The organism is Dietzia sp. (genome assembly GCF_036741115.1).
GTDB lineage: Bacteria > Actinomycetota > Actinomycetes > Mycobacteriales > Mycobacteriaceae > Dietzia.
Window position 1 is genome coordinate 1 of record NZ_DAINST010000058.1, and the last position, 21026, is coordinate 21026.

16 protein-coding genes and 1 pseudogene are annotated in these 21026 nt (G+C 69.2%); 13 read left to right on the top strand and 4 right to left on the bottom strand.

Annotated elements, in window-relative coordinates:
- The 13 genes and pseudogenes from V7E05_RS09895 to V7E05_RS09955 form a co-directional block, all read left to right on the top strand.
- A pseudogene (locus tag V7E05_RS09895) lies at positions 1–825 on the top strand (DNA repair protein RecN); the annotation flags it as partial.
- Between the two features lie 102 nt (positions 826–927).
- On the top strand, positions 928–2106 hold the full coding sequence (gene steA, locus V7E05_RS09900; RefSeq protein ID WP_333619492.1) for a putative cytokinetic ring protein SteA: 1179 nt from the start codon (positions 928–930) through the stop codon (positions 2104–2106).
- A 180-nt stretch (positions 2107–2286) separates the two neighbouring features.
- Entirely contained in the window at positions 2287–4041 is a 1755-nt protein-coding gene (locus V7E05_RS09905; protein WP_333619493.1) for a CTP synthase, read from the top strand.
- Positions 4042–4102: 61 nt separating this feature from the next.
- Complete coding sequence (locus tag V7E05_RS09910; RefSeq protein WP_333619494.1) at positions 4103–4669, top strand: NUDIX hydrolase; 567 nt, start codon at positions 4103–4105, stop codon at positions 4667–4669.
- A 36-nt stretch (positions 4670–4705) separates the two neighbouring features.
- Positions 4706–5677 (top strand): site-specific tyrosine recombinase XerD, encoded by a 972-nt coding sequence (locus V7E05_RS09915; protein ID WP_333619495.1) that lies wholly within the window; start codon positions 4706–4708, stop codon positions 5675–5677.
- A 116-nt stretch (positions 5678–5793) separates the two neighbouring features.
- A complete protein-coding gene (locus V7E05_RS09920; protein ID WP_333619507.1) occupies positions 5794–6669 on the top strand; it encodes a ParA family protein in 876 nt (291 codons plus the stop codon).
- Between the two features lie 91 nt (positions 6670–6760).
- The gene (locus tag V7E05_RS09925; protein WP_333619496.1) at positions 6761–7585 is read left to right on the top strand and encodes a segregation and condensation protein A; all 825 of its coding nucleotides are present in this window, start codon (positions 6761–6763) and stop codon (positions 7583–7585) included.
- Complete coding sequence (scpB, locus tag V7E05_RS09930; protein ID WP_333619497.1) at positions 7576–8319, top strand: SMC-Scp complex subunit ScpB; 744 nt, start codon at positions 7576–7578, stop codon at positions 8317–8319. The genes V7E05_RS09925 and scpB overlap by 10 nt, the downstream gene beginning before the upstream one ends.
- A 6-nt stretch (positions 8320–8325) precedes the next feature.
- Positions 8326–9126, top strand: coding sequence for a pseudouridine synthase (locus V7E05_RS09935; RefSeq protein WP_333619498.1), 801 nt, complete (start codon positions 8326–8328; stop codon positions 9124–9126).
- Positions 9123–9827, top strand: coding sequence for a (d)CMP kinase (gene cmk, locus V7E05_RS09940; RefSeq protein ID WP_333619499.1), 705 nt, complete (start codon positions 9123–9125; stop codon positions 9825–9827). The genes V7E05_RS09935 and cmk overlap by 4 nt, the downstream gene beginning before the upstream one ends.
- Complete coding sequence (der, locus tag V7E05_RS09945) at positions 9827–11350, top strand: ribosome biogenesis GTPase Der (protein ID WP_333619500.1); 1524 nt, start codon at positions 9827–9829, stop codon at positions 11348–11350. Before cmk ends, der begins: the two co-directional genes overlap by 1 nt.
- Before the next feature lie 306 nt (positions 11351–11656).
- A complete protein-coding gene (locus tag V7E05_RS09950; protein ID WP_333619501.1) occupies positions 11657–12118 on the top strand; it encodes a DUF2871 domain-containing protein in 462 nt (153 codons plus the stop codon).
- Positions 12115–13836, top strand: coding sequence for a DHA2 family efflux MFS transporter permease subunit (locus tag V7E05_RS09955; RefSeq protein ID WP_333619502.1), 1722 nt, complete (start codon positions 12115–12117; stop codon positions 13834–13836). Before V7E05_RS09950 ends, V7E05_RS09955 begins: the two co-directional genes overlap by 4 nt.
- Positions 13837–13911: 75 nt before the next feature.
- Here the strand turns inward: V7E05_RS09955 and V7E05_RS09960 are convergent, their stop codons facing one another.
- From V7E05_RS09960 to V7E05_RS09975, 4 genes are all read right to left on the bottom strand, one after another.
- Positions 13912–18096 carry an amino acid adenylation domain-containing protein gene (locus tag V7E05_RS09960; protein ID WP_333619503.1) on the bottom strand — a complete coding sequence of 1395 codons (4185 nt, stop codon included), beginning with the start codon at positions 18094–18096 and terminating at the stop codon, positions 13912–13914.
- Positions 18093–19448, bottom strand: coding sequence for an enterochelin esterase domain-containing protein (locus V7E05_RS09965; protein ID WP_333619504.1), 1356 nt, complete (start codon positions 19446–19448; stop codon positions 18093–18095). Before V7E05_RS09965 ends, V7E05_RS09960 begins: the two co-directional genes overlap by 4 nt.
- The gene (locus V7E05_RS09970; protein ID WP_333619505.1) at positions 19445–19669 is read right to left on the bottom strand and encodes a phosphopantetheine-binding protein; all 225 of its coding nucleotides are present in this window, start codon (positions 19667–19669) and stop codon (positions 19445–19447) included. The genes V7E05_RS09965 and V7E05_RS09970 overlap by 4 nt, the downstream gene beginning before the upstream one ends.
- A gap of 25 nt (positions 19670–19694) precedes the next feature.
- On the bottom strand, positions 19695–21026 hold a 1332-nt coding region (locus tag V7E05_RS09975; protein WP_333619506.1), incomplete at its 5' end, for a (2,3-dihydroxybenzoyl)adenylate synthase.

Genomic DNA, 21026 nt, shown 5'->3' on the forward strand with positions numbered 1-21026 from the left:
TGGCTCGACGTCGACGAGGACGCGCTCGAGAGTGCGCTCGGGCGGCGGCACGCGCTCAAGGGGCTGACCCGCAAATACGGCGAGGACATCGACGGTGTCCTGGCGTGGGCGGAGCAGGCGAGGCAGCGGCTCGCGGGCCTGGACACCTCCGACGAGGCGATGGCGGAGCTCAAGTCGGAGGTAAAGAGGCTGCGCGGAGAGATCGCGGAAGTGGGCAAGGCCCTCACGAAGGCGCGAGAGAAAGCTGCGAAGACGCTGGCCGGCGCGGTGAGCGGTGAGCTCGCCGAGCTCTCGATGAGCGGAGCCCAGCTCGACGTTCGTATCTCCCGCGCCACGGGCGGGCCCGAGATCGACGGGGTCGTGCCCACCGAGTCCGGGCTCGATTCCGTGGAGATGCTCCTCGTGGGCAGCGGCGGTGCCGTGCCGCTGGGCAAGGGCGCCTCCGGCGGCGAGCTCTCGCGGGTGATGCTCGCACTCGAGGTCGTGCTCGCAGAAGGAACGTCCGGAGGGACTCTAGTCTTCGACGAGGTCGATGCCGGGGTGGGCGGTCGGGCGGCGTTGTCCATCGGCAAGCGCCTCGCGATGCTCGCCCGCAATCACCAGGTGCTCGCCGTCACTCACCTGGCGCAGGTCGCCGCGTACGCGGACACGCACCTCGTGGTGAGCAAGACCACGGGGGAGGAGTCGATCATCTCCGGGGTCGGCGCAGTCGAGGGGGAGGAACGCGTGCGGGAGCTCGCGAGGATGCTCGCCGGAATGGACGACTCCGACACCGGCCTCGCGCACGCCAAGGACTTGCTAGAGAAGGCGCAGGCAGACAGGTAGGCCGCGCACGAATAGCACGGGTGTAACTTTCGTCCCTCTAAAACACATCTGACACGGCGAGTCGGGCAAGTCTAAACCTTTACTTCAGGCATAGTGTTCGGCATGAAGATGTCAGGGCTGCTCTCTCGCAACAACCAAGAACTCACTGGTGTCGTCGGCAGCGCCAGGCTCCCTCGCAAGGGGGAGACACTGCCGCGGCGCATGTCCGAGAAGGACATTGCTTTCGTCTCGCTCGATTCGCTCTCCGTGGAGGACGCGACGAGGATGGTCGAGTCCTCGGTCGGTCACATCGTCAACGTCGGGGCGGGTGGGAACCGCGTCCCGCGCGCCGCATATCGTATCCTCGCCTCCGCCGGCGTCCCAGTGATCGAGGGCGTCACCTCCTCCGACATCGCCCGCCTCGGCGACGGCGACAGGGTCCGCATCGACGGCGGGCGGGTCTTCCTCGGCGAGCACGAGCTCGGCGAAGGCCGCGAGGCCGACGCCGCCGCGCTGCTCGACTCGAACGCCGATGCCGAGCGCGAGCTCGTCGACTCGGCGCTGTCGCACTACGCCGACGCCGTCGAGTTCCTCCACGTCGAGCACTCGCTGCTCATCGACGGCGAGGGGATGCCCGAGCTGCGCCTCGACTTCGCCGATCAGCACGTCGTGGTCGTCTCCGACGGGCAGGGAGCCGCCGAGGAGCTCCACTCGCTCAAGCCCTTCATCCGCGAGTACCGGCCGATCCTCGTGGGGGTCGACGGCGGCGCCGGCACGCTCCGCGACGCGGGCTTCCGCCCCGACCTCGTCGTCGGGGACGCCCGTGAGATGAGCGAGAAGGCCCTGCGCGATGCCGGCGAGATCGTCCTCGGCGCAGACCGCGACGGACGCTGCCCCAGCGCCGAGCGAATCACCGAGCTCGAGCTCGGCGCCGTGACCTTCCCCGCCGCGGCCCCGGCACGCGACATGGCCGTGCTGCTCGCGCACCACGGCGGCGCGTCGATGATCGTCACCGCGGGAGAGACCTCTGGCCTGTCGGAGCAGTTCGCCGCCGATGGAAGCTCGCCGACGACCTCGGTGGTCAACATGGTCGTGCGCGACAAGATCGTGCCCGCCCGGGCCTGCGCGAGCCTCTACCGGAGCAGGGGCGGTGCCCTGGCGCTCGCGCTGCTCGCGCTCGTCGTTCTCGGCGTGGTCGCCGCCGCGCTCGTCTTCTCGGACCAGACCTCCGCCGTCATGGACTGGCTCGTGGCACAGTGGAACCACTTCGCCGTCTGGGTGCAGGGGCTCATGGGCAAATAGCGGTCGCGGCCGCCGGAGGCTATCCGATCCACACACGCCGCCCGCGGAGGAGGGAGACCTCGCCGCGGGCGGCTCGTGTTATTCTGAGGCCCCGTGGGAAGCTCGACCTCTTGCCGCAGTTCCGCTCCACAGCGGCTTGCTCAAGACGCGGCCATCGACAGCCAAGACACGGGAGATCAAATGCCGAATAACCGCGCAGGATCGCGGCACACTGCCAAGCACATTTTTGTCACCGGCGGCGTGGCGTCGTCCCTGGGCAAGGGGTTGACCGCATCCAGCCTCGGGGCGCTGCTCACCGCGCGCGGTCTCCGGGTCACGATGCAGAAGCTCGACCCCTACCTCAACGTCGATCCCGGGACGATGAACCCCTTCCAGCACGGAGAGGTGTTCGTCACGGAAGACGGCGCGGAGACCGATCTTGATCTCGGCCACTACGAGCGCTTCCTCGACCGCAATCTCTCGGGCAATGCGAATGTCACGACGGGGCAGGTGTACTCGAGCGTCATCGCGAAGGAGCGGCGCGGCGAGTACCTCGGCGACACGGTTCAGGTGATTCCCCACATCACCGACGAGATCAAGAGCCGCATCCTGTCGATGAACCTCCCGGACGCCGAGGGCAACACGCCGGACGTCGTCATCACCGAGATCGGAGGCACGGTCGGCGACATCGAGTCCCAGCCCTTCCTCGAGGCTGCGCGACAGGTGCGCCACGAGGTCGGCCGCGAGAACATCTTCTTCCTCCACGTCTCGCTCGTCCCGTACCTCGCCCCCTCGGGCGAGCTCAAGACCAAGCCGACGCAGCACTCGGTCTCCGCGCTGCGGTCGATCGGCATCGTGCCCGACGGGCTCATCCTCCGCTGCGATCGCGAGATCCCCGACGCGATGAAGAACAAGATCGCGCTCATGTGCGACGTCGACCTCGAGGGCGTCGTCTCCACCCCGGACGCGCCGAGCATCTACGACATCCCGCAGGTCCTCTTCCGCGAGCACCTCGACACTCACGTCGTACGCAAGCTCAACCTGCCGTTCCGCGATGTCGACTGGACCGTGTGGGGCGACCTGCTCGACCGGGTCCACTCCCCGCGCGAGGAGACGACCATCGCGCTCGTGGGCAAGTACATCGACCTCCCGGACGCGTACCTCTCGGTCACGGAGGCGCTGCGCGCCGGCGGCTTCGCGCACCACGCCAAGGTCAACATCCGCTGGGTGCAGTCCGATGACTGCGCGACGGAAGAAGGCGCCCGCGAGGCCCTCTCCGACATCGACGGGATCTGCGTCCCCGGCGGCTTCGGCATCCGCGGCATCGAGGGCAAGGTCGGCGCGATCCGCTACGCCCGCACGCACGGCATCCCGCTGCTCGGCCTGTGCCTCGGCCTCCAGTGCATCGTCATCGAGGCCGCGCGCGAGGCCGGCCTCGAGGGAGCGTCCTCGAGCGAGTTCGATCCCGAGACCACCTACCCGGTGATCTCCACGATGGACGATCAGCTCGACGCCGTCTCCGGCGAGGCCGATCTCGGCGGAACCATGCGCCTCGGCGCCTACCCGGCGAAGCTCGCCCCGAAGTCCATCGTGGCCGGGGCGTACGGCGCCACGGAGGTCTCCGAGCGCCACCGCCACCGCTTCGAGGTCAACAACGACTACCGCGAGAAGATCGCCGAGTCGGGACTCGAGTTCTCGGGCACCTCGCCCGATGGCAAGCTCGTCGAGTTCGTCGAGTACCCGCGCGATACCCATCCGTTCCTCGTGGGCACGCAGGCGCACCCCGAGTACAAGTCGCGCCCCACCCGCGCGCACCCGCTGTTCGCGGCGTTCATCGCGGCCTCCCTGGCCTACGGCAACGAGCTCTCGCTGCCCGTAGAGCCATGGCGCGGCGACAACGGTGCGGAGTCGCAGGAGGAGAAGAACGAGACGGGAGTGACGGCGGACGGCGAGTAGCCAAAGCCGCCGAGCCGCCCGGTCCGGGAGGGCCGCGCGGAACGAAGGGACGGGATCGGTGATGGTCGAGGGAACCACCGGCTACGAGGTGCTGGAGAGCACGCGCCCCTTTTCCGGCCTTGTGGCCTCTGTCCGCGTCGACACAGTGACCATGCCCGGGGGCCACAGCGCCCTTCGGGAAGTGGTCGAGCACATGGGTGGCGTGGGTGTGGTCGCCGTCGATGAAGAGGACCGTGTCTGCCTCATCCGCCAGTACCGCCACCCGCTCGGCGAGCGAATCTGGGAGGTCCCCGCAGGCCTGCGCGACGTCGAGGGCGAAGCCCCCGAGTCGACAGCGGCGCGCGAGCTCGCGGAGGAGGCCGCGCTCGCCGCGGATTCCCTCGCCCCGCTCGTCACCCTCGCGACGAGCCCCGGATTCTCGACAGAAGTAGTGCACGTGTTTCTCGCGACCGGGCTGTCGCCGCAGCCGCCAGAGGAACGCGAGGACGAGGAGGCCGAAATCGAGGTCTCCTGGGTGCCGCTCGAGGACGCCGTGAAGAGGGTCCTCTCCGGCGAGATCATCAACGCGATCGCCGTCGCCGGGCTGCTCGCCGCGTCGAGGATGATCCATGGCCGGCGCGAACGGTAGGACAGCGGTCGTGCGGTGGCGCGGGGGCTCGCCTTAATGCGCGCCTCCGCCGTCATAGGCGAGTACCTCGACCACCTCGCCGTGGAGAAGGGCGCGTCTCGCCACACGATTGCGGCGTATCGCCGCGACCTGTGTCGGTATTCCGAGTACCTCGAGGCCTCGGGGATCTGCGAGATCGGCGACGTCGACGAGGCGAACATCGAGGGATTCCGGCGTGAGCTCGCCGAGGGAGACCCGGAGTCCGGAGCGCGCCCGCTCGCCGCGAGTTCCGTGTCCAGGGCGCTGTCCTCCGTCCGTGGCCTGCACCGGTTCGCGGCGCGCGATGGGCGCGTCGCCGCGGACGTCGCCGCGACGGTCGAGCTGCCGCGGGCCGGGCGGAGGCTACCCAAGGCGCTCTCGGTGTCCGAGACGGTCGCTCTGCTCGAGGCGGCTGGTGATACCGCATCCGACACCGACCCGGGCAGGATCCGAAACAGGGCCATGCTCGAGCTGCTGTATTCGAGCGGCCTGCGCGCTGCGGAGCTGCTAGCCCTCGACGTCGACGACGTGAGCGCCGTGCTCGAGGTCCCGGCCGGGGACTTCGCGGCGATGCGTGTCGTGGGTAAGGGACAGAAGGAGCGGATCGTCCCCGTGGGCGCGCCCGCGCGCGCCGCAGTCGGCGCCTACCTCGTGCGCGCGAGGCCCGCGCTGAATCGGTCGGGGCGGCCCGCGCTGTTCCTCAATGCGCGCGGCGGCCGACTCAGCCGGCAGACGTTGTGGACGGTGGTCGGCGACTGCGCCGAGCGGGCCGGTCTCGGCGGAGGTACGGACGAGCAGGGGACCCCGCAGGTCTCCCCACACACGCTGCGCCATTCCTTCGCCACGCACCTCCTCGAGGGGGGAGCGGACATCCGTGTCGTGCAGGAGATGCTCGGGCATTCCTCCGTCTCGACGACCCAGATCTATACGAAGGTGACCATCGAGACGCTGCGGGAGGTTTGGGCGCAATCCCATCCACGCGCCACATAGGTGCGCGGTAGTGTTGGAGAGAATGTGAGTCGGAAAGCGCGGCTTGTTCCGTGTGCCGAGTATCCGTGTGCCGAATGAAGTGGCGAGAGGTGGAAATGGCGAGCGAGTCGAGGCCGATGGATCCCGCTCTGTTCTCGCGTGCCGAGCTCCTCGGCGAGGACAGCGACGCGGCAGGCGCGGGATTCGACGCGATCCCCGAACCGCAACCGCTCGTGTCCCACGGCCCCGCGACAGTGATCGCGATGTGCAATCAGAAGGGCGGTGTCGGCAAGACCACGAGCACGATCAACCTCGCCGCCGCGCTCGCCGAGTACGGCCGCCGGGTGCTCGTGGTCGACCTCGACCCGCAGGGCGCGCTCTCCGCCGGGCTCGGCGTCCCGCACCACGAGCTCGACATCACCGTGTACAACCTGCTCATAGACCCCTCGGTGTCGACCGAGGAGGTCCTCGTGCGGACGCGTGTCGAGGGCGTCGACCTCATCCCGGCGAACATCGATCTATCCGCCGCCGAGATCCAGCTCGTCAACGAGGTGGGGCGGGAACAGGCGCTCAACCGTGCGCTCTATCCCATCGCGGACCGCTACGACTTCATCCTCATCGATTGCCAACCATCTCTGGGCCTCCTCACGGTCAACGCGTTGACTTGCTCGGACAACGTCGTCATCCCGATGGAGTGCGAATACTTCGCGCTTCGCGGTCTCGCGCTGCTCAACGACACCGTGGAGAAGGTCCGCGACAGGCTCAACCCGCGCCTGCACCTCGGCGGCATCCTCATCACGATGTTCGACCGCCGCACGGTGCATGCCCGCGATGTCATGTCCCGGGTCGTCGAGGTGTTCGGGGATCGGGTCTTCGACACGGTGATCACGCGGACGGTCCGTTTCCCGGAGACCACCGTCGCCGGCGAGCCCATCACCTCGTGGGCGCCGAAATCGGCCGGCGCCCAGGCCTACCGCGCCCTCGCCCGTGAAGTCATCGCCCGCGGACGCTGAGCCGGGCGACTCGCCTGGTGCGGAGTCGGATGTAGTGCCGGTTGCAGTGCCTGGCGTGGAGCCGGTTGCAGCGCCGATTGCAGTGCCTGGCGTGGAGCCGGTTGCAGCGCCGGAGCCGGAGTCCCAGGCCGACGCCGGGCGATTCAGCGTCCACCTCGGGAACTTCACCGGCCCCTTCGACCTGCTGCTCCAGCTCATCGACTCGAAGAGACTCGATGTCACGGAAGTCGCGCTCCACGAGGTCACCGACGAGTTCGTCGACTACACCCGGGCGCTCGGTGCGGAGGCCGGACTCGAGCAGATCACCGAGTTCCTCGTCGTCGCGGCGACGCTTCTCGACCTCAAGGCGGCGCGGCTCATCCCTGCCGGCGAGGTCGACGATCCCGAGGATCTCGCTCTACTCCAGGCGCGCGACCTCCTCTTCGCCCGCCTTCTCCAGTTCCGCGCGTTCGCGCGCGTCGCGGACATGTTCGGCGAACTCGAGCGCGCCGCGCGCATCGGCTATCCGCGCGCGGTGGGCCCCGAGGAACAGTTCGTCGACCTCCTCCCGGAGGTCGAACTCGGCGTCGACGCCGAGGGCTTCGGCCAGATCGCCGCGGTTGCTCTGCGCCCGAAGCCGGTGGACGAGGTCGGTGTCGCGCATATCCACGCCCCGGCCGTGTCCGTCCCGGAACAGGCGGCGAGGATGCTCGAGAAATTCCGCCTGCGGGGCAAAGGTGAGCCGTTCGGGTTCGGGGAACTCGTCTCCGACTGCGAGAACTCGCTCGAGATCGTCGCGCGCTTCCTCGGACTCCTCGAGCTCTACCGGGCCAAGGCTGTGGCGCTCTTCCAGGACGACCCGGAAGACGACCTCGTGGTGGTATGGACTGGAGAGGACGCGGCCGACGTGATCACGGGGAGTGACGAATGGGACTAGCGGAACAGACCGAGGGCGGGGAGCCGACGGAATCCGAGGCGGATCCAGTGGCAGGGGCCTCCGGAGACGTCGCCGAAAAACGGGGGCGCGAGCTCCGGCACGTTCTGGAGGCGCTGCTGCTCGTCGTCGACGTGCCGGCCACCGAGTCCCAGCTGGCCTACGCGGCCGACGCCCCGATCGAAGAGATCTCCACCGAGCTGCGCCGCTGGCAGTCCGAGCTCGACGGTGAATCTTCGGGTATGGACCTCCGCGCGACCGCCGAGGGGTGGCGGCTCTACACCCGTCGAGACTATTCGGATGCGGTCGAGCGGCTCATCCTCGAGGGCAGCCGAGCCAAGCTCTCGCGGGCGGCGCTGGAAACGCTCGCTGTGATCGCCTATCGCCAGCCGGTGACCCGCTCGCGCATCGCCGCCGTGCGCGGGGTCAACGTCGACGGCGTCGTCCGGACCCTGTCCACACGCGGTCTCGTCGTCGAGGCGGGGAACGACCCGGACTCGGGCGGCATCCTCTACCGGACGACCGAGCTCTTCCTCGACAGGCTCGGGCTCTCGGGCATAGAGGAGCTTCCCGACATCGCCCCGCTGCTCCCGGACGTCGACGTGGTCGACGAGTTCTCCGACGATCCCGAGGACGATCCGCGCTCTCCGCTTTCCCGCAGGCAGCGAAGGGACGTAGAATCTGCCGGGGCCTCCGACGACGTATTAGAGGCCACCGAACCCCACGATGAGAATTAAGAGGACATGACAGATCCCGCTAGCCGCGAAGGCACACCGGAAGACTCCAACGGCGAGGCGCAGCCGCCCGCGCGCGAGCCGGTCCGCCTCCAGAAAGTACTCGCCCAGGCAGGTGTGGCCTCGCGTCGTGCCTCCGAGGACCTCATCGCGCAAGGGCGCGTCGAGGTCGACGGCAAGGTCGTCCGCGCCCAGGGCGTCAAGGTCGACCCCGTTTCGTCGATCATCCGCGTCGACGGCACGCGCATCGTGCTCGACGACACGATGGTCTACCTCGCGCTCAACAAGCCCAAGGGCATGCACTCGACGATGTCCGACGAGTTCGGGCGCCCGTGCATCGGCGATCTCATCGCCTCGCGCGTCGATTCCGGGCAGCGACTCTTCCACGTCGGGAGGCTCGACGCGGATACCGAGGGCCTCATCCTCGTCACCAACGACGGCGAGCTCGCCCACCGGCTCATGCACCCGTCCTACGAGATCCCGAAGACCTACATCGCGCAGGTCAACGGCGTCGTGGAGAAGGGACTCGGCAAGAAGCTGCGTGCGGGGATCGAGCTCGACGACGGGCCGGTCAAGGCCGACCACTTCTCGATCCTCGACGTCCACGACGGGCACTCGCTCGTCCAGGTCGTGCTCCACGAGGGGCGCAAGCACATCGTCCGCAGGCTCCTCGCCGAGGTGGGGTACCCGGTGGAGCGGCTCGTGCGCGTCAAGCTCGGCGGGGTCAACCTCGGCGATCAGCGCCCGAGCACGCTCCGCAAGCTCGGTCGAAACGAAATCTCCGATCTCTATACGGCGGTGGACCTGTGAGCATCAATCAGAATGAGCAGCCCCGGCCCGTCAAGGTCGCCATCGACGGCCCGGCCGGCACGGGTAAGTCCACGCTCGCGCGGCGGCTCGCGGAACGGATCGGCGGCGCCTACCTCGACACCGGCGCGATGTACCGCGCGGCGACGCTCGAGGTGCTGCGCCGCGGCGTCGACCCCGAGGACCCCGCAGCCGTGGTCAAGGCGACGAGAGACCTCGCTCTCGAGATCGGCTCCGATCCCGGGAAGACCGTCGTCATGCTCGACGGAGAAGACGTGTCCGAGGCCATCAGGACGGCAGAAGTGACCGCCAACGTGTCCGTGGTCTCGGCTATCCGCGAGGTACGCGAGAACCTCGTAGCGCTGCAGCAGCGCCTCGCCCGTGGGGAGCGCTCCGTGGTGCTCGAGGGGCGGGACATCGGCACTGTCGTCCTGCCAGATGCCGAGGTCAAGGTCTTCCTCACCGCGAGCGCCGAGGTGCGCGCCCAGCGCAGGACCGACCAGGACATGGCGGCCGGCCGGGACGCGGACTACGACGAGATCCTCGCCGCCGTGATCGCGCGAGACGAGAAGGACTCCTCTCGCGTCGAGTCCCCGCTGAGAGCGGCCGACGGCGCGGTCGTCATGGACACCAGCGATCAGACCATCGAGGACGTGCTCGCGCAGCTCGTCAACCTCGTCGAGACCGCGCGGGAGAAGCAATGATGAGCGAAGACGACAACGGCAAGAGCACCGACAACCCGGTAGATCCCTACGAGAACACCTCCGCCGCCGATCCCCTCGAGTCCGCGCCCGAGCCCGAGACCGTGGTCTACGAGGAGGGCGAGGACTGGGACGACGGCACCGACTGGGACGCCATAGCTTCCGAGTACGCCGCCGATCTCGGCTACGAGGACATCGAGAGCGAGATCCTCCCGACCGTTGCGATTGTCGGACGCCCTAACGTCGGCAAGTCCACGCTGGTCAACAGGATCATCGGGAGGCGCGAGGCCGTCGTCGAGGACGTGCCGGGCGTGACCCGCGACCGTAATTCCTACGAGGCGCTGTGGAACGGCCGCCGGTTCATGGTCCAGGACACCGGCGGCTGGGAGCAGGACGCCAAGGGGCTGCACCGCTCGATCGCGCAGCAGGCCGAGATCGCGATGAACACCGCGGACGTCGTTGTGCTCGTCGCCGACGGCACCGTGGGGATCACGGCGGGCGACGAGACCGTCGCCCGCACCCTGCGTCGCGCCAAGACGCCCGTGATCCTCGCGGTCAACAAGGTTGACTCGGACAAGGCGGTCCTTGAGGCGGCAGAGTTCTGGGGCCTCGGGCTCGACGAACCGTTCCCGCTGTCGGCGGCGCACGGCCGCGGCACCGGCGACCTCCTCGACAAGATCGTCGCGACACTCCCGGACAAGGCGAAGGCGGGGGAGTCCACCGAAGGCGCGCCCCGCCGAGTCGCGCTCGTGGGCAAGCCGAACGTCGGTAAGTCGAGCCTGCTCAACAAGCTCGTCGGCGAGGAGCGATCGGTGGTCGACAACGTCGCCGGCACCACGGTCGACCCGGTCGACTCGCTCGTGGAGCTCGGCGGCAAGGTGTGGCGCTTCGTCGACACCGCCGGGCTTCGCCGCAAGGTCAATCAGTCGTACGGGCACGAGTTCTACGCATCGCTGCGCACGAAGGCGGCGATCGAGGCCGCCGAGGTCGTCATCCTCATGATCGACGCCTCCGAGCCCATCACCGAGCAGGACCTGCGCGTCATCTCGATGGTCGCCGACGCCGGCCGCGCTCTCGTCATCGCCTTCAACAAGTGGGATCTCGTCGACGAGGACCGCCGCTACGACCTCGACAAGGAAATCGACCGCGAGCTCAGCAAGATCCTCACGTGGGCCGCGCGAGTCAACATCTCCGCGTCCACGGGCCGCGCGCTGCAGAAGCTCGTGCCCGCGATCGAGGAGGCTCTCGAGTCCTGGGACAAGCGGATCCCCACCGGGTACCTCAACACATGGCTCAAGGAGGTCATCTCCGCGACCCCGCCGCCGATGCGCGGCGGCCGCCTCCCGCGTATCCGCTTCGCGACGCAGGCGACCACCCGCCCGCCCACGTTCGTGCTGTTCTCCACCGGGTTCATCGAGGCCGGCTACCGTCGCTTCCTCGAACGGCGGCTCCGGGAGACCTTCGGCTTCGACGGCTCGCCGATCCGGATCAACGTCCGGGTCAAGGAGCGGCGTCAGCGACGCTGAGCACCGCGACGGGCCACACGATGGGCGGCCCGCCAACCCGACATGAAGGCGGAGACGCCGGAGAATTCCCGCCCGCGCGAACACACCTCGCGCGGGCGGAGTCGCATGCGCTCCTCGTACGACGAAAGAGGAGCGGGAATCCGACCTTCGATGGATGGGATCGGAGAGGATTCGGCGGAACATAGTCGATGGAGCGGTGCGGACCGGACGAATCGCCGGCCGCGCCGCTGACAAGACCACCGATGCCGCGGGCCGAGAACCGGCCCCGGCCGGGCATCGACGCTCGTTCGAAAGGAAGATCCCATCGTGTTGCGCTCGACGTTCTACGCCGCACTCACCTACACCGTCCTCGGCCTTCTCGGCGGCCTCTACTTCCGTGAGCTCACCAAGGCCCAGGATTTCCCGGAGGACGCCTTTACCCAGCTCAGCGTCGTGCACACGCACCTGTTCGCGCTCGGCACGACGATCCTTCTCGTGGTCCTCGCGCTCGACAAGCTCTTCCGGCTCTCGGACTCGCGCGAGTTCCGCTGGTTCTTCTGGACCTACAACGCCGGCGTCGTCCTCACCGTCGTGATGCTCCTCGTGCACGGCACCCTCACCGTGCTCGGGCACGACGAAGTCTCCCCGGCGATCTCCGGGATCGCGGGGCTCGGCCACATCCTTCTCACCGTCGGTTTCGTCCTGCTGTTCGTCTCGCTGGGCAAGGCCGTCGGCGCCGAGTCCGCGCGCCGTGGGGCAGAGTCCGACCGCGAGCTCGCAGCACGATGAGCTCCGAATACGAGACCGCAATGTCGCCGGCCGCGGGGAGGCCGGCGGCGCCGGCCGGTAGGCCGGACACGAAGAGGGACTCTGGGCAGGCGCCGGGGAGGCGCGGGTGGTTCGGACTCGCGACGCTGTCCGCGGGACTCGGGCTCATCGTCCTCGACGGCACGATCGTAGGCGTCGCGCTCCCACAGATCATCCCCGAAATCGGGCTGACCCTGACCACCGCGCAGTGGGTGAACAGCCTCTACGCCGTGCTCCTCGCGGCGCTCCTGCTGTCGTCGGGGAAGCTCGCCGATCGCTTCGGGCGACGGAGACTGTTCCTCTCAGGACTCGGGATTTTTGTCGTGGGCAGCGCTCTCGCGGCAACAGCCGACTCCGCCGCCCCGCTGCTCTGGGCGCGAGCGATCCAGGCCATCGGCGCGGCGTTCATCATGCCGTCCACGCTGTCGACGGTGAACGCGGTGTTCCGAGGCAAGTACCGCGCCGCCGCATTCGGCGTGTGGGGTGCCGTCATCTCCGGGGCTGCTGCGGTGGGCCCGCTGCTCGGCGGAGCGCTCACGCAGTGGGCGTCCTGGCATTGGATCTTCCTCGTGAACATTCCCCTCGGGATCGCGGTCGCGGTGTCTGCGCTTTTCACGGTCCCGGAGACCCGCGGGGGAGAGCAGAGGCGCGGCGCCGATGTCGATGGCGCGTTGCTGAGCGCCATCGGGCTCGGCGCGCTCGTCTTCGCGGTGGTGCAGGGTCCGAGCACGGGATGGTGGACTCCGATCCGGGAATTCTCCCTTGGAGGGTTCACATGGCCGGCCGACGCGACGATCGGCCCCGTGCCGGTCGCGATCGCCGTCGCAGCCGTCGCCCTCTGTCTCTTCGCCGTGTGGGAGAAGCATCGCGAACACAATCGCCGCTCGGCGCTCCTCGACACGAGGCTCTTCGCGATCAGGACGTTCTCGTGGGGCAATCTCACGGCTGGCGCCGTGGGCGTGGGCGAGTTCGCGCTGATCTTCGTGCTCCCGCTCTACCTCGTCAACGTCCTCGGCCTCGGGCTCATGGCCTCGGGCTTGGTTATCGCCGGTATGGCAATTGGCGCGTTTCTCTCCGGAGCCATGGCCAGGCATCTCGCGGCCGCCGTGGGCGCGCCGGCAACCGTCGTCATCGGCCTCTCGCTCGAGCTGCTCGGGGTCGCGGCCCTCATCGTCATCATCGGGCCGGACACGCCGGGGTGGCTCGTCGCGGCCCCGCTCGTGGTCTACGGACTCGGTCTCGGGCTGGCCTCGGCGCAGCTCACGAGCACGGTGTTGCGGGACGTGCCCGTCGCGGAGTCCGGGCAGGCCTCGGCAACGCAAAGCACTGTGCGACAGGTGGGCACCGCGCTCGGCACCGCGGTGGCCGGTGCCGCGTTGTCCGTGGCCCTGGCCGCGGTGCTCCCGGCATCGCTCGAGTCCGAATCCGTCCCAGCGGGCGACGCCGAGCAGCTCGTCGCCCAGACCACCGAATCGGCCGGCTCGAACATCCCGGCGCAGCGCGATCGCGCCGAGGCCGGTGTCGGGCACGGAGGCGCGGAGCAGGAGGCCATCGCCGAGGCGCTCGGCGCCGGGTTCGCCGACGGCACGCGGTGGGCACTCGGCGTCGCTGCCGTATTCCTCCTCGCGGGCCTCGGCGGCGCCGGCGCGGTGTGGCGGGCGTCGCGATCCGCCGAGGAACGTCCGGCCGCCGGCGCCTGACTGCCGGGCACCGACCGCCTAACTCCGACCGCCTCGGGATCGCTTTCGCGGCCCCGGGCGCCGGCACCGCTTCACCTAGCTCAGCGCCTCGCCGACGATCCGGAGCGACGCAGGGGAGACGAGCCCCGGGTGGGTCACGTCGAGGGTGGTGGTCGCTATTTCCCGAACGTGCGGAGCCCACGACGCCGCATCCATCTCCGCGGAATTGCGCCCCGCCCGGAGGAAGCGTATCTCTCCGTGGTACGGCCGGGTCGTGTGTTCGCGCATGAGCCGCGCGTTGTGGCCGATCATGTCGATGACGCCGGAGAGCACGGTATCCGGGAGCGTCCCGAACGTTCCGCCGGCTCCCCGGATCGCCTCCCGCACGTCCTCTTTCGCGAGTGGCTCGCCGGCGGGCGCGACGCTCGCCCGGTCGATCCCCGCCATCGTGAGCAGGCCCTCGAGTCGCTCGTCGTCGGTGGGCGCGGGCAGGCCGCTCCACAACTCGGCGGGGTAGGAGTCCATGAGCACCACGCGGCGCACGGATGCGCCGCCGCGGCGCGCCTCACGCCTCGATTCGGCTCGCTCGGAGAGACAGATCGCCACCTCCTGCGCGAGAACGCCACCGACGGACCAGCCGACGAGATCGACGGTGTCCGCACCGAGCGCGGCGGCCTTCGCGGCGATATCCTCGGCGGCTCGACGGGCCGCAGCGCCCAGAGTCGGGGCGCGCTGTGCGCCGTCAGTGGGGCCGTTCTTCGAGCCGGTGTGCGGGCTGTCTGCGTGGGAACTCCCGACGCCTGCCGGGGCGAGTCCCGGGGACTGTACGGCGAACACGCCACGCCCGGGGGCGAGTTCGCGGATAAGGCCCGCATACGCCCAGCCGAGCCCTCCGGCGGGGTGTAGACAGAAGACCGGGACGCCCGTGGAGTGCTCGCGCAGCGCGAAGAGCGGGGCGAACGCATCCGCGCCCGGTGCCCCGTCTTCGCCGGTGTCGATAGCCGCGGCGAGCTTCCGCGCGGTCTTCGCTGCGAAGACGTCGGCGACCGAGACGCGCTCTCCGAACCGTTCGGACAGGGCCGCAGCGAGCCTCACCGCGGTGAGCGAGTTCCCGCCGAGATCGAAGAAGTTCGCGGCGACGGAGACTGGCCCGGCCTTGCCGAGCGTGGCCGCGAGTTCCTCGACGACGATGCGCTCGGTGGGGCTCTCCGGCTCCTCGACCTCCGCGAAGTCGGCCGGATCGGGCAGGGCGGCGGCGTCGAGCTTGCCGTTGACGGTCATGGGCAGGGAATCGAGGATGACGACGAGCGGTACCATGTACTCTGGGAGCGCCGCCGCGGCGTGGCGGAGGACCTCCTCGCGGAACCCATCGTCGCTGCCTTCCGCGGATCCGGCAGCGCCGGCCACGGGGACGACATAGGCCATGAGCGTGAGCCCGCCGGCGAGCTCTCGAGCGAGAACCGTGCACATGGACACGCCCGGCGCGCCGGCGATGACTGCTTCGATCTCCCCGAGCTCTAGCCGCTGTCCACGGAGCTTGATCTGGAAGTCGTTGCGGCCGTGATACAGCAGCGCTCCATCGGGACGCCACGAGGCGATATCGCCCGTGGCGTACATGCGACCGTGGCCGGCCCGGCCAGGCTCGTCGAAGGGCACGGGGACGAAGCGCTCGGCGGTGAGCTGATCCTGTCCCAGGTACCCGTCGGCGAGCTGGACGCCGGCGAGGAAGAGCTGGCCGCGTGCTCCGATGGGTAGCGGGCGGAGCAAGTCGTCGAGAACGTAGCAGCGCGTGTTCCACACGGGGCGGCCGATGGGGATCTCGTGCTCGCCGCGGCACGTGTGTGCGGTAACGTCGATCGACGCCTCGGTGGGGCCGTAGAGGTTGTGGAGCTGGACGCCCAGGTGCTCGATGCAGCTCCGCGCGAGCCCTGGATCGAGAGCCTCGCCCGAGACGACGACCTGGCGGAGATCTGGCAGGGACTGCTCGTGCGCATCGAGGAAGACCTTGAGCGCGCTAGGGACGAAATGGCAGAAGGTCGTGCTCGAGTCCCGCAGCGCCGCCGCCATGTCGAGGGGATCCTTATGCGCGCCGTCCTCGGCGACTGCGAGGCCGAGCCCGTGGGTGAAGGGCAGGAGGAATTCCCAGACGGAGACGTCGAAAGAGCAGGGTGTTTTCTGCATGAGCGTGTCTGCCGGGCCGAGCCCGTAGTACGAGCACATCCATTCGAGCCTGTTGACGATGCCGACCTGAGGCACCTGGACCGCCTTGGGCTCTCCCGTCGACCCGGAGGTGAAGAGGATGTAAGCGGGATCGCCCGGTGTGGCGGTCCCCGACGCGTCAACGAGCGTCGATGCGTCGGCGGTGGAAGTCCCACGGCGGGGCGTCAGCGTGCTCGACGGGCGTAGAACCTCTGGGTCGACCCGGAAGATCTCGGGCGCTTCGAGCGTGGCCTCCGGCGCGCAGAGCAGCGCTCGCGGGTTCGCCCGGGACAGCATCCGTTCGAGGCGCTCCCGGGGCAGGTCCGGGGACAGAGGGGTCCACGCCGCTCCGAGCGAGCAGATCGCCGCGATGCCCAGGCACAGTGCGGGTCCCCGACGGAGGTGGACGGCGACGATATCGCCGGGGCCGATTCCGCTCGCCCGGAAGGCATCGGCTAGCGCGTCGACCTCTGCCCACATCTGCTCGCGATCGATCTCCTCGCCCCGAAACCAGAGCCCGCGCGCGGCGGCGCGAACGGGATCGGCGAGGTCGGCGCGACGGCACTCGGCGAGGAGGCTCGCGACAGTGGAATCCGCGGGCACGGCGAGATCGCGGTCGGTGTCGTTGAATCCGCCGAGGACCGGTGCGAGCTCCTCAGGGCGCGCGAGCGGGACGGCTGACCACGGTGTCTCCGGGTCCTCGCCGAGATGCGCTGCGACCCGGGCGACGAGCGCGGCGAGGCGATCGGCGTGGGCCTGCGCCGAATCTCTGTCGTGGTGGTGCGTGTCGGCCATGACATGTAGGTCCAGTCCGCCGTCATCCGAGGATTGGAAAAGGAACTCGAGATCGTGCACCGGGCCGACCGAAACGGTGGTGAGCCGTGCCGGCACTCCGGCGAACGAGAAGCTTGTGCCGAAGGGACGGTAGTTGACGCTGGGTCCCGTGAGTGCGCGATCGGGGTCGGTGATGCCGAGGTCGCGGCGCAGGAGCTCGGCGCGGTAGGAGCCGTGAGTGCGGAGCTCGTCGAGGCGGCGGGTGGTCTCGGCGATCGTGCCCGCCACCGTGGGCTTCGCGGCGATGACGAGCGGGAGGACGTTGACGCGCGGGTCGATGGCAGTCGAACTCTGCCCGAGCGGTCGGTTCATGAGCGGGAGGCCGATGTTGACGGGCTCGGCGTCAGGGCCGCACCCGGACCCGGAGAAGGCGGCGACGTAGTGGGCGGCGATCGCCGTGAGCGCGGCCATCTCGTTGGAACTCAGGGCCCTCGTGACAGTGCCGAGTGCGGCGCGGGCGTCGCGGGGGATGTCGGCGTGAACCGAGACGATTCGCGGTTCCGCCGAGGGGGCGCGCGGTGCGCCCAAGGGGTCTTGGTCGAGCGGGATGGGGTTCTCGTGGGAGCGCCAGAACTCGGCTGTGGCTCCGCCGGCATCGGCGACGTCCGACCGGTTCGCGGCCGGCGCGCCCGGATCGAAATCGTCCTCGGGCAGCTCCGCGACCATTTCTTCTGGGGCGAGGAACGGCGGTTCGGGTAGTGGTTCGTCGGCGAGTGCGGCGGTGTAGCGTGCTGCTATCCAGCGGATGATCGCGCCGATCGCGAGGCCGTCGCCGATGATGTGGTGGAAGCGCGCAAGCCAGGCGATCCCGCCACCGGGAATCGCGAGGAGGGCGTGTCCGGAGAGGTCGTCTCCGTGGAGGCGGCCGGGGCTCGCCGGTGGGCGCGAGATGCGCGCGACGGACCAATCGATCGGATCGGTGCCGGCGGGGACGTCGATCCGGGCCACGTCGAATTGGTGGGGGCGAGGCACGAGGACGGGCCGGCCGGCGGAGTCGGTCGTGAACTCGGATTGGAGGACGGGGATCAGCGCGAGGGCGTCGCGGATCACCTCGGCGAGAAGTTCCGGATCGACTCGGTCGCCGCTCGCCGCCGACCGGAACTCGAGGAACTCGGCGCACTGGAATGCGCCCGAGTCGGGCGCGGCCTCCTGGCCGAACCAGATCGATGCCTGGCCGGGAGTGAGGGGGAGAGCGCCGGCGGGAGTGTCGGACTCTGTACGACTTCGGGCGCCGAGTTCGCCTGTCATCGGAGTGCTCCTTCCATGGAGAGCTGCGCGCCGGCGAGGAGCGCGAACAGCTCTCCGCGCCAACACGAATTATCGTGTCCGCCGTCGTAGACGGTGTCGGTGCAGTCCCATCCGGCCGCTCGGCACACGCCGCCGAGCTCGCGCACCATGGCAATACTCGGCCCCTCGGCAGTGCCGACCGTGATGCGGACGCGCGGCGCGGCCGCCGGCCGCGGAGTCTTGCGGAAGTGCCCGGTGATCCACGGCTCGACCGTGTCTGCGAGTTCCAGCGGCGTTCCCGTCGCGTCGGGAGTCCGCCACATCGATGGCGACTGGGCGAGGACCGTGCCCCATTCGCCGGGCAAATGTAGTGCGGCGAGGAGCGAGGAGAGGCCCCCGAGGCTCTCGCCGGTGATGATCCTGTCCGCCGCGCCGCGCGGCGCCACGGAGAAACCGCAGGCTTCTGCGGTGGACACTGCCCAGGGGACGAGTTCGCCGGCGACGGCGTCGAGAAAGGCGGTGTCTGTGCCGAGCGTGGCCATCCTGTCGGCGACGGAGAGGTTCTCGATGGCGAGTACCGCGAAGGGCGGCAGATCGCCCCGAGAGATCGCGAAGTCGAGCGCACGAGGAAGGCCGGGGGCGCGGAACCATTTCTCGGCATCGAACATGGTGATCAAGCCGAGCGGAGCGCCGCCTGAGTCCGTCGCTCTGCCTGTGCCCGTCGCGCCGCTTGAGCGCTCCGAGCTGTCGGCCGGCGCCGGCGGTAGGTAGAGCAATGCCCGCTTCGCGGCCGTACCGCCTTTGGTCGGCAGAGTCGCAGTGGTCTCGAGAAGAGTTCCAAGGATCTCGTGAGCGTGGGCCTCCTCCGATTCCCAGTGCGGCTGGTCCGGGGCGGTCGACCCTCGGCAGACCGACAGACCGTACTCGCCTTCGAACTCGGTAACCGGGGGAAGCGGGTTGAGCGGATCGAGGCGGAGCCCGCCGCGGCCGATAGGTGGCGGTCCGGGCGCCGGTCGCTCGCCGGGCGGGAGTTCGCGGAAGCCGTAGGACGCACGCCGGGCTGCCGGGATGTCGAGGGTGCGAACCCAGATGTCCGTCCCCGGAACGTTGTCGAGCATTCCGAGGTCGATGTTCGCCTTGTCGGTGACCCGGTTGACGAACACGTAGACGGCGCTGTTGCTGCTTTGCCCCGGGCGCATCCGCCAGAGGAATGTGGCCCTGTCGCCCGTGGCATCGACGAGTGGTGTGCCCTCGCGCGCGACGGCGCGCCAGAATTCCTCGACGTCCGCTGCCGATGCGTGCGTCAAACGTTCCGCGATCGCGTCCTGGTCGAGGAAACCGCCGGTGTACGAATCGGTTCCGTCTCCGCTCACACAGCCCCCAGCTCGTCGAACCACTGGCCGAGCGTGGGCAGCGAGATCAGCGCGTGGAAGTCGATCTCGTTTCCTACGGATCGCCAGTTCTCGACGAGCATCACGAGGCGAAGCGAGTCGAGCCCGGCGTCGGCGAGCACGGTGTCGCGGCCGAGCGACTCGGGCGCGACCTCGAGAGCATGGGCGACGTCGGCGGTGATGCGTTCTTGTGTGAGAGCCATGGAGGCGTCCTTTCGAGAGTGCGGTTCAGGCCCGTGCGGAAGCGAGGTGCGCGGCGAGGATCCGCCGCAGGTCCCGCCGGCTCGTCTTCCCTACTCCTGTAGAGGGGAACTCAGCGGCGAACTCGAAGAGGTCGGGGACCTTGTACGCGGCAATCCCTCGGGAGCGGACGAATTCCTTGAGCTCCGCTGCGGCGGGCGGAGCGGTGGAGATCACGTACGCGCACGAGCGCTCGCCGAGAACCTTGTCGGGAACCGCGACGAGCGCGACATCGTCGACCGCAGGGTGTGCGAGGAGGTGGTTTTCGACCTCTTCCGCCGAGATCTTCTCTCCACCGCGGTTGATCTGGTCCTTGGCCCGCCCCTCGACCACGAGATAGCCGTTGTCGAGACGCCGGACGATGTCTCCGGAGCAGTAGAAGCCCTCGTCGTCGAAGGACTCGGCATCGACCCCGCCGAGGTATCCGCGAATGGTGTACGGGCCTCGGGTCCACAGGTTCCCGCGCTCGCCCGGGGCGACGGGACGGCCGTCGTCATCCCGGATGGAGATCTCGTCGGCGGGGGACACGGGATGGCCCTGGGTGGTCACGCGCAGGTCGTCGGGGTCGTCGAGCTTGGTGAAGTTGCACAGGCCCTCCGCCATGCCGAAGACCTGCTGGACGGTGCAGCCGATCTCCGGTTCGATCCGCCGCGCGGCGACCTCGGGGAACTTGGCGCCGCCCACCTGCATCACCTCGAGCGAGGAGAGGTCGCGCTTGCTCATCCCGCGGGTGGCGAGCCACGTGAGCGCGAGCGGTGGGACGAGCGAGACCATGGTGCAGCGCTCGGTCTCGATGCGCTCGAACGCAGCGCTCGGGGTCGGATCGTCGCAGAACACGCATGCCCCGCCGTGCATGAGCACGCCGATGATCCCCGGCGAGCTCATCGTGAAGTTGTGCGAAGCAGGCAGGACCACGAGCATGCGTGTGCGCTCGTCGCAGCCCGCGAGCGCCGCCTGCTCGCGGATCGAATACAGATAGTCGGCGTGCGTGCGGGGGATGAGCTTCGGTGTGCCCGTCGTGCCGCCCGAGAGCTGGAGAAAAGCGAGATGCTCGGGATCCGGCCGCGCCGCCGGGCCCGTCGCGGCCCCTTCTTCGTGTGAGCCTTCTTCTGTGACGGCGGAGGTGCCCGGTTCCCCGAGCGCGAGCATGTGGCTCGCTTTCTCTTCCCGAGCCGCATCGGTGCCAGTTGCCGACTCGGTCGCGGATTCGGCCCCGAGGAGGAGGACGAGAGGAAGCGGGGTGCCCTCGGCGCGAAGCGTGTCCAATACCCGTCCGGCGATTTCGCGGAAGTTGACGCCGCCGTGCCGCGCCACGGTGAC

Excerpts from the sequence above, each read along its gene's own strand:
- V7E05_RS09910 (WP_333619494.1), top strand. The coding sequence starts at position 4,103 with ATGGTCGAGGGAACCACCGGCTACGAGGTGCTGGAGAGCACGCGCCCC.
- V7E05_RS09970 (WP_333619505.1), bottom strand. The coding sequence starts at position 19,669 with ATGGCTCTCACACAAGAACGCATCACCGCCGACGTCGCCCATGCTCTC.
- V7E05_RS09915 (WP_333619495.1), top strand. The coding sequence starts at position 4,706 with ATGCGCGCCTCCGCCGTCATAGGCGAGTACCTCGACCACCTCGCCGTG.
- V7E05_RS09905 (WP_333619493.1), top strand. The coding sequence starts at position 2,287 with ATGCCGAATAACCGCGCAGGATCGCGGCACACTGCCAAGCACATTTTT.
- V7E05_RS09955 (WP_333619502.1), top strand. The coding sequence starts at position 12,115 with ATGAGCTCCGAATACGAGACCGCAATGTCGCCGGCCGCGGGGAGGCCG.
- scpB (WP_333619497.1), top strand. The coding sequence starts at position 7,576 with ATGGGACTAGCGGAACAGACCGAGGGCGGGGAGCCGACGGAATCCGAG.
- V7E05_RS09935 (WP_333619498.1), top strand. The coding sequence starts at position 8,326 with ATGACAGATCCCGCTAGCCGCGAAGGCACACCGGAAGACTCCAACGGC.
- steA (WP_333619492.1), top strand. The coding sequence starts at position 928 with ATGAAGATGTCAGGGCTGCTCTCTCGCAACAACCAAGAACTCACTGGT.
- V7E05_RS09960 (WP_333619503.1), bottom strand. The coding sequence starts at position 18,096 with ATGACAGGCGAACTCGGCGCCCGAAGTCGTACAGAGTCCGACACTCCC.
- V7E05_RS09920 (WP_333619507.1), top strand. The coding sequence starts at position 5,794 with ATGGATCCCGCTCTGTTCTCGCGTGCCGAGCTCCTCGGCGAGGACAGC.
- der (WP_333619500.1), top strand. The coding sequence starts at position 9,827 with ATGAGCGAAGACGACAACGGCAAGAGCACCGACAACCCGGTAGATCCC.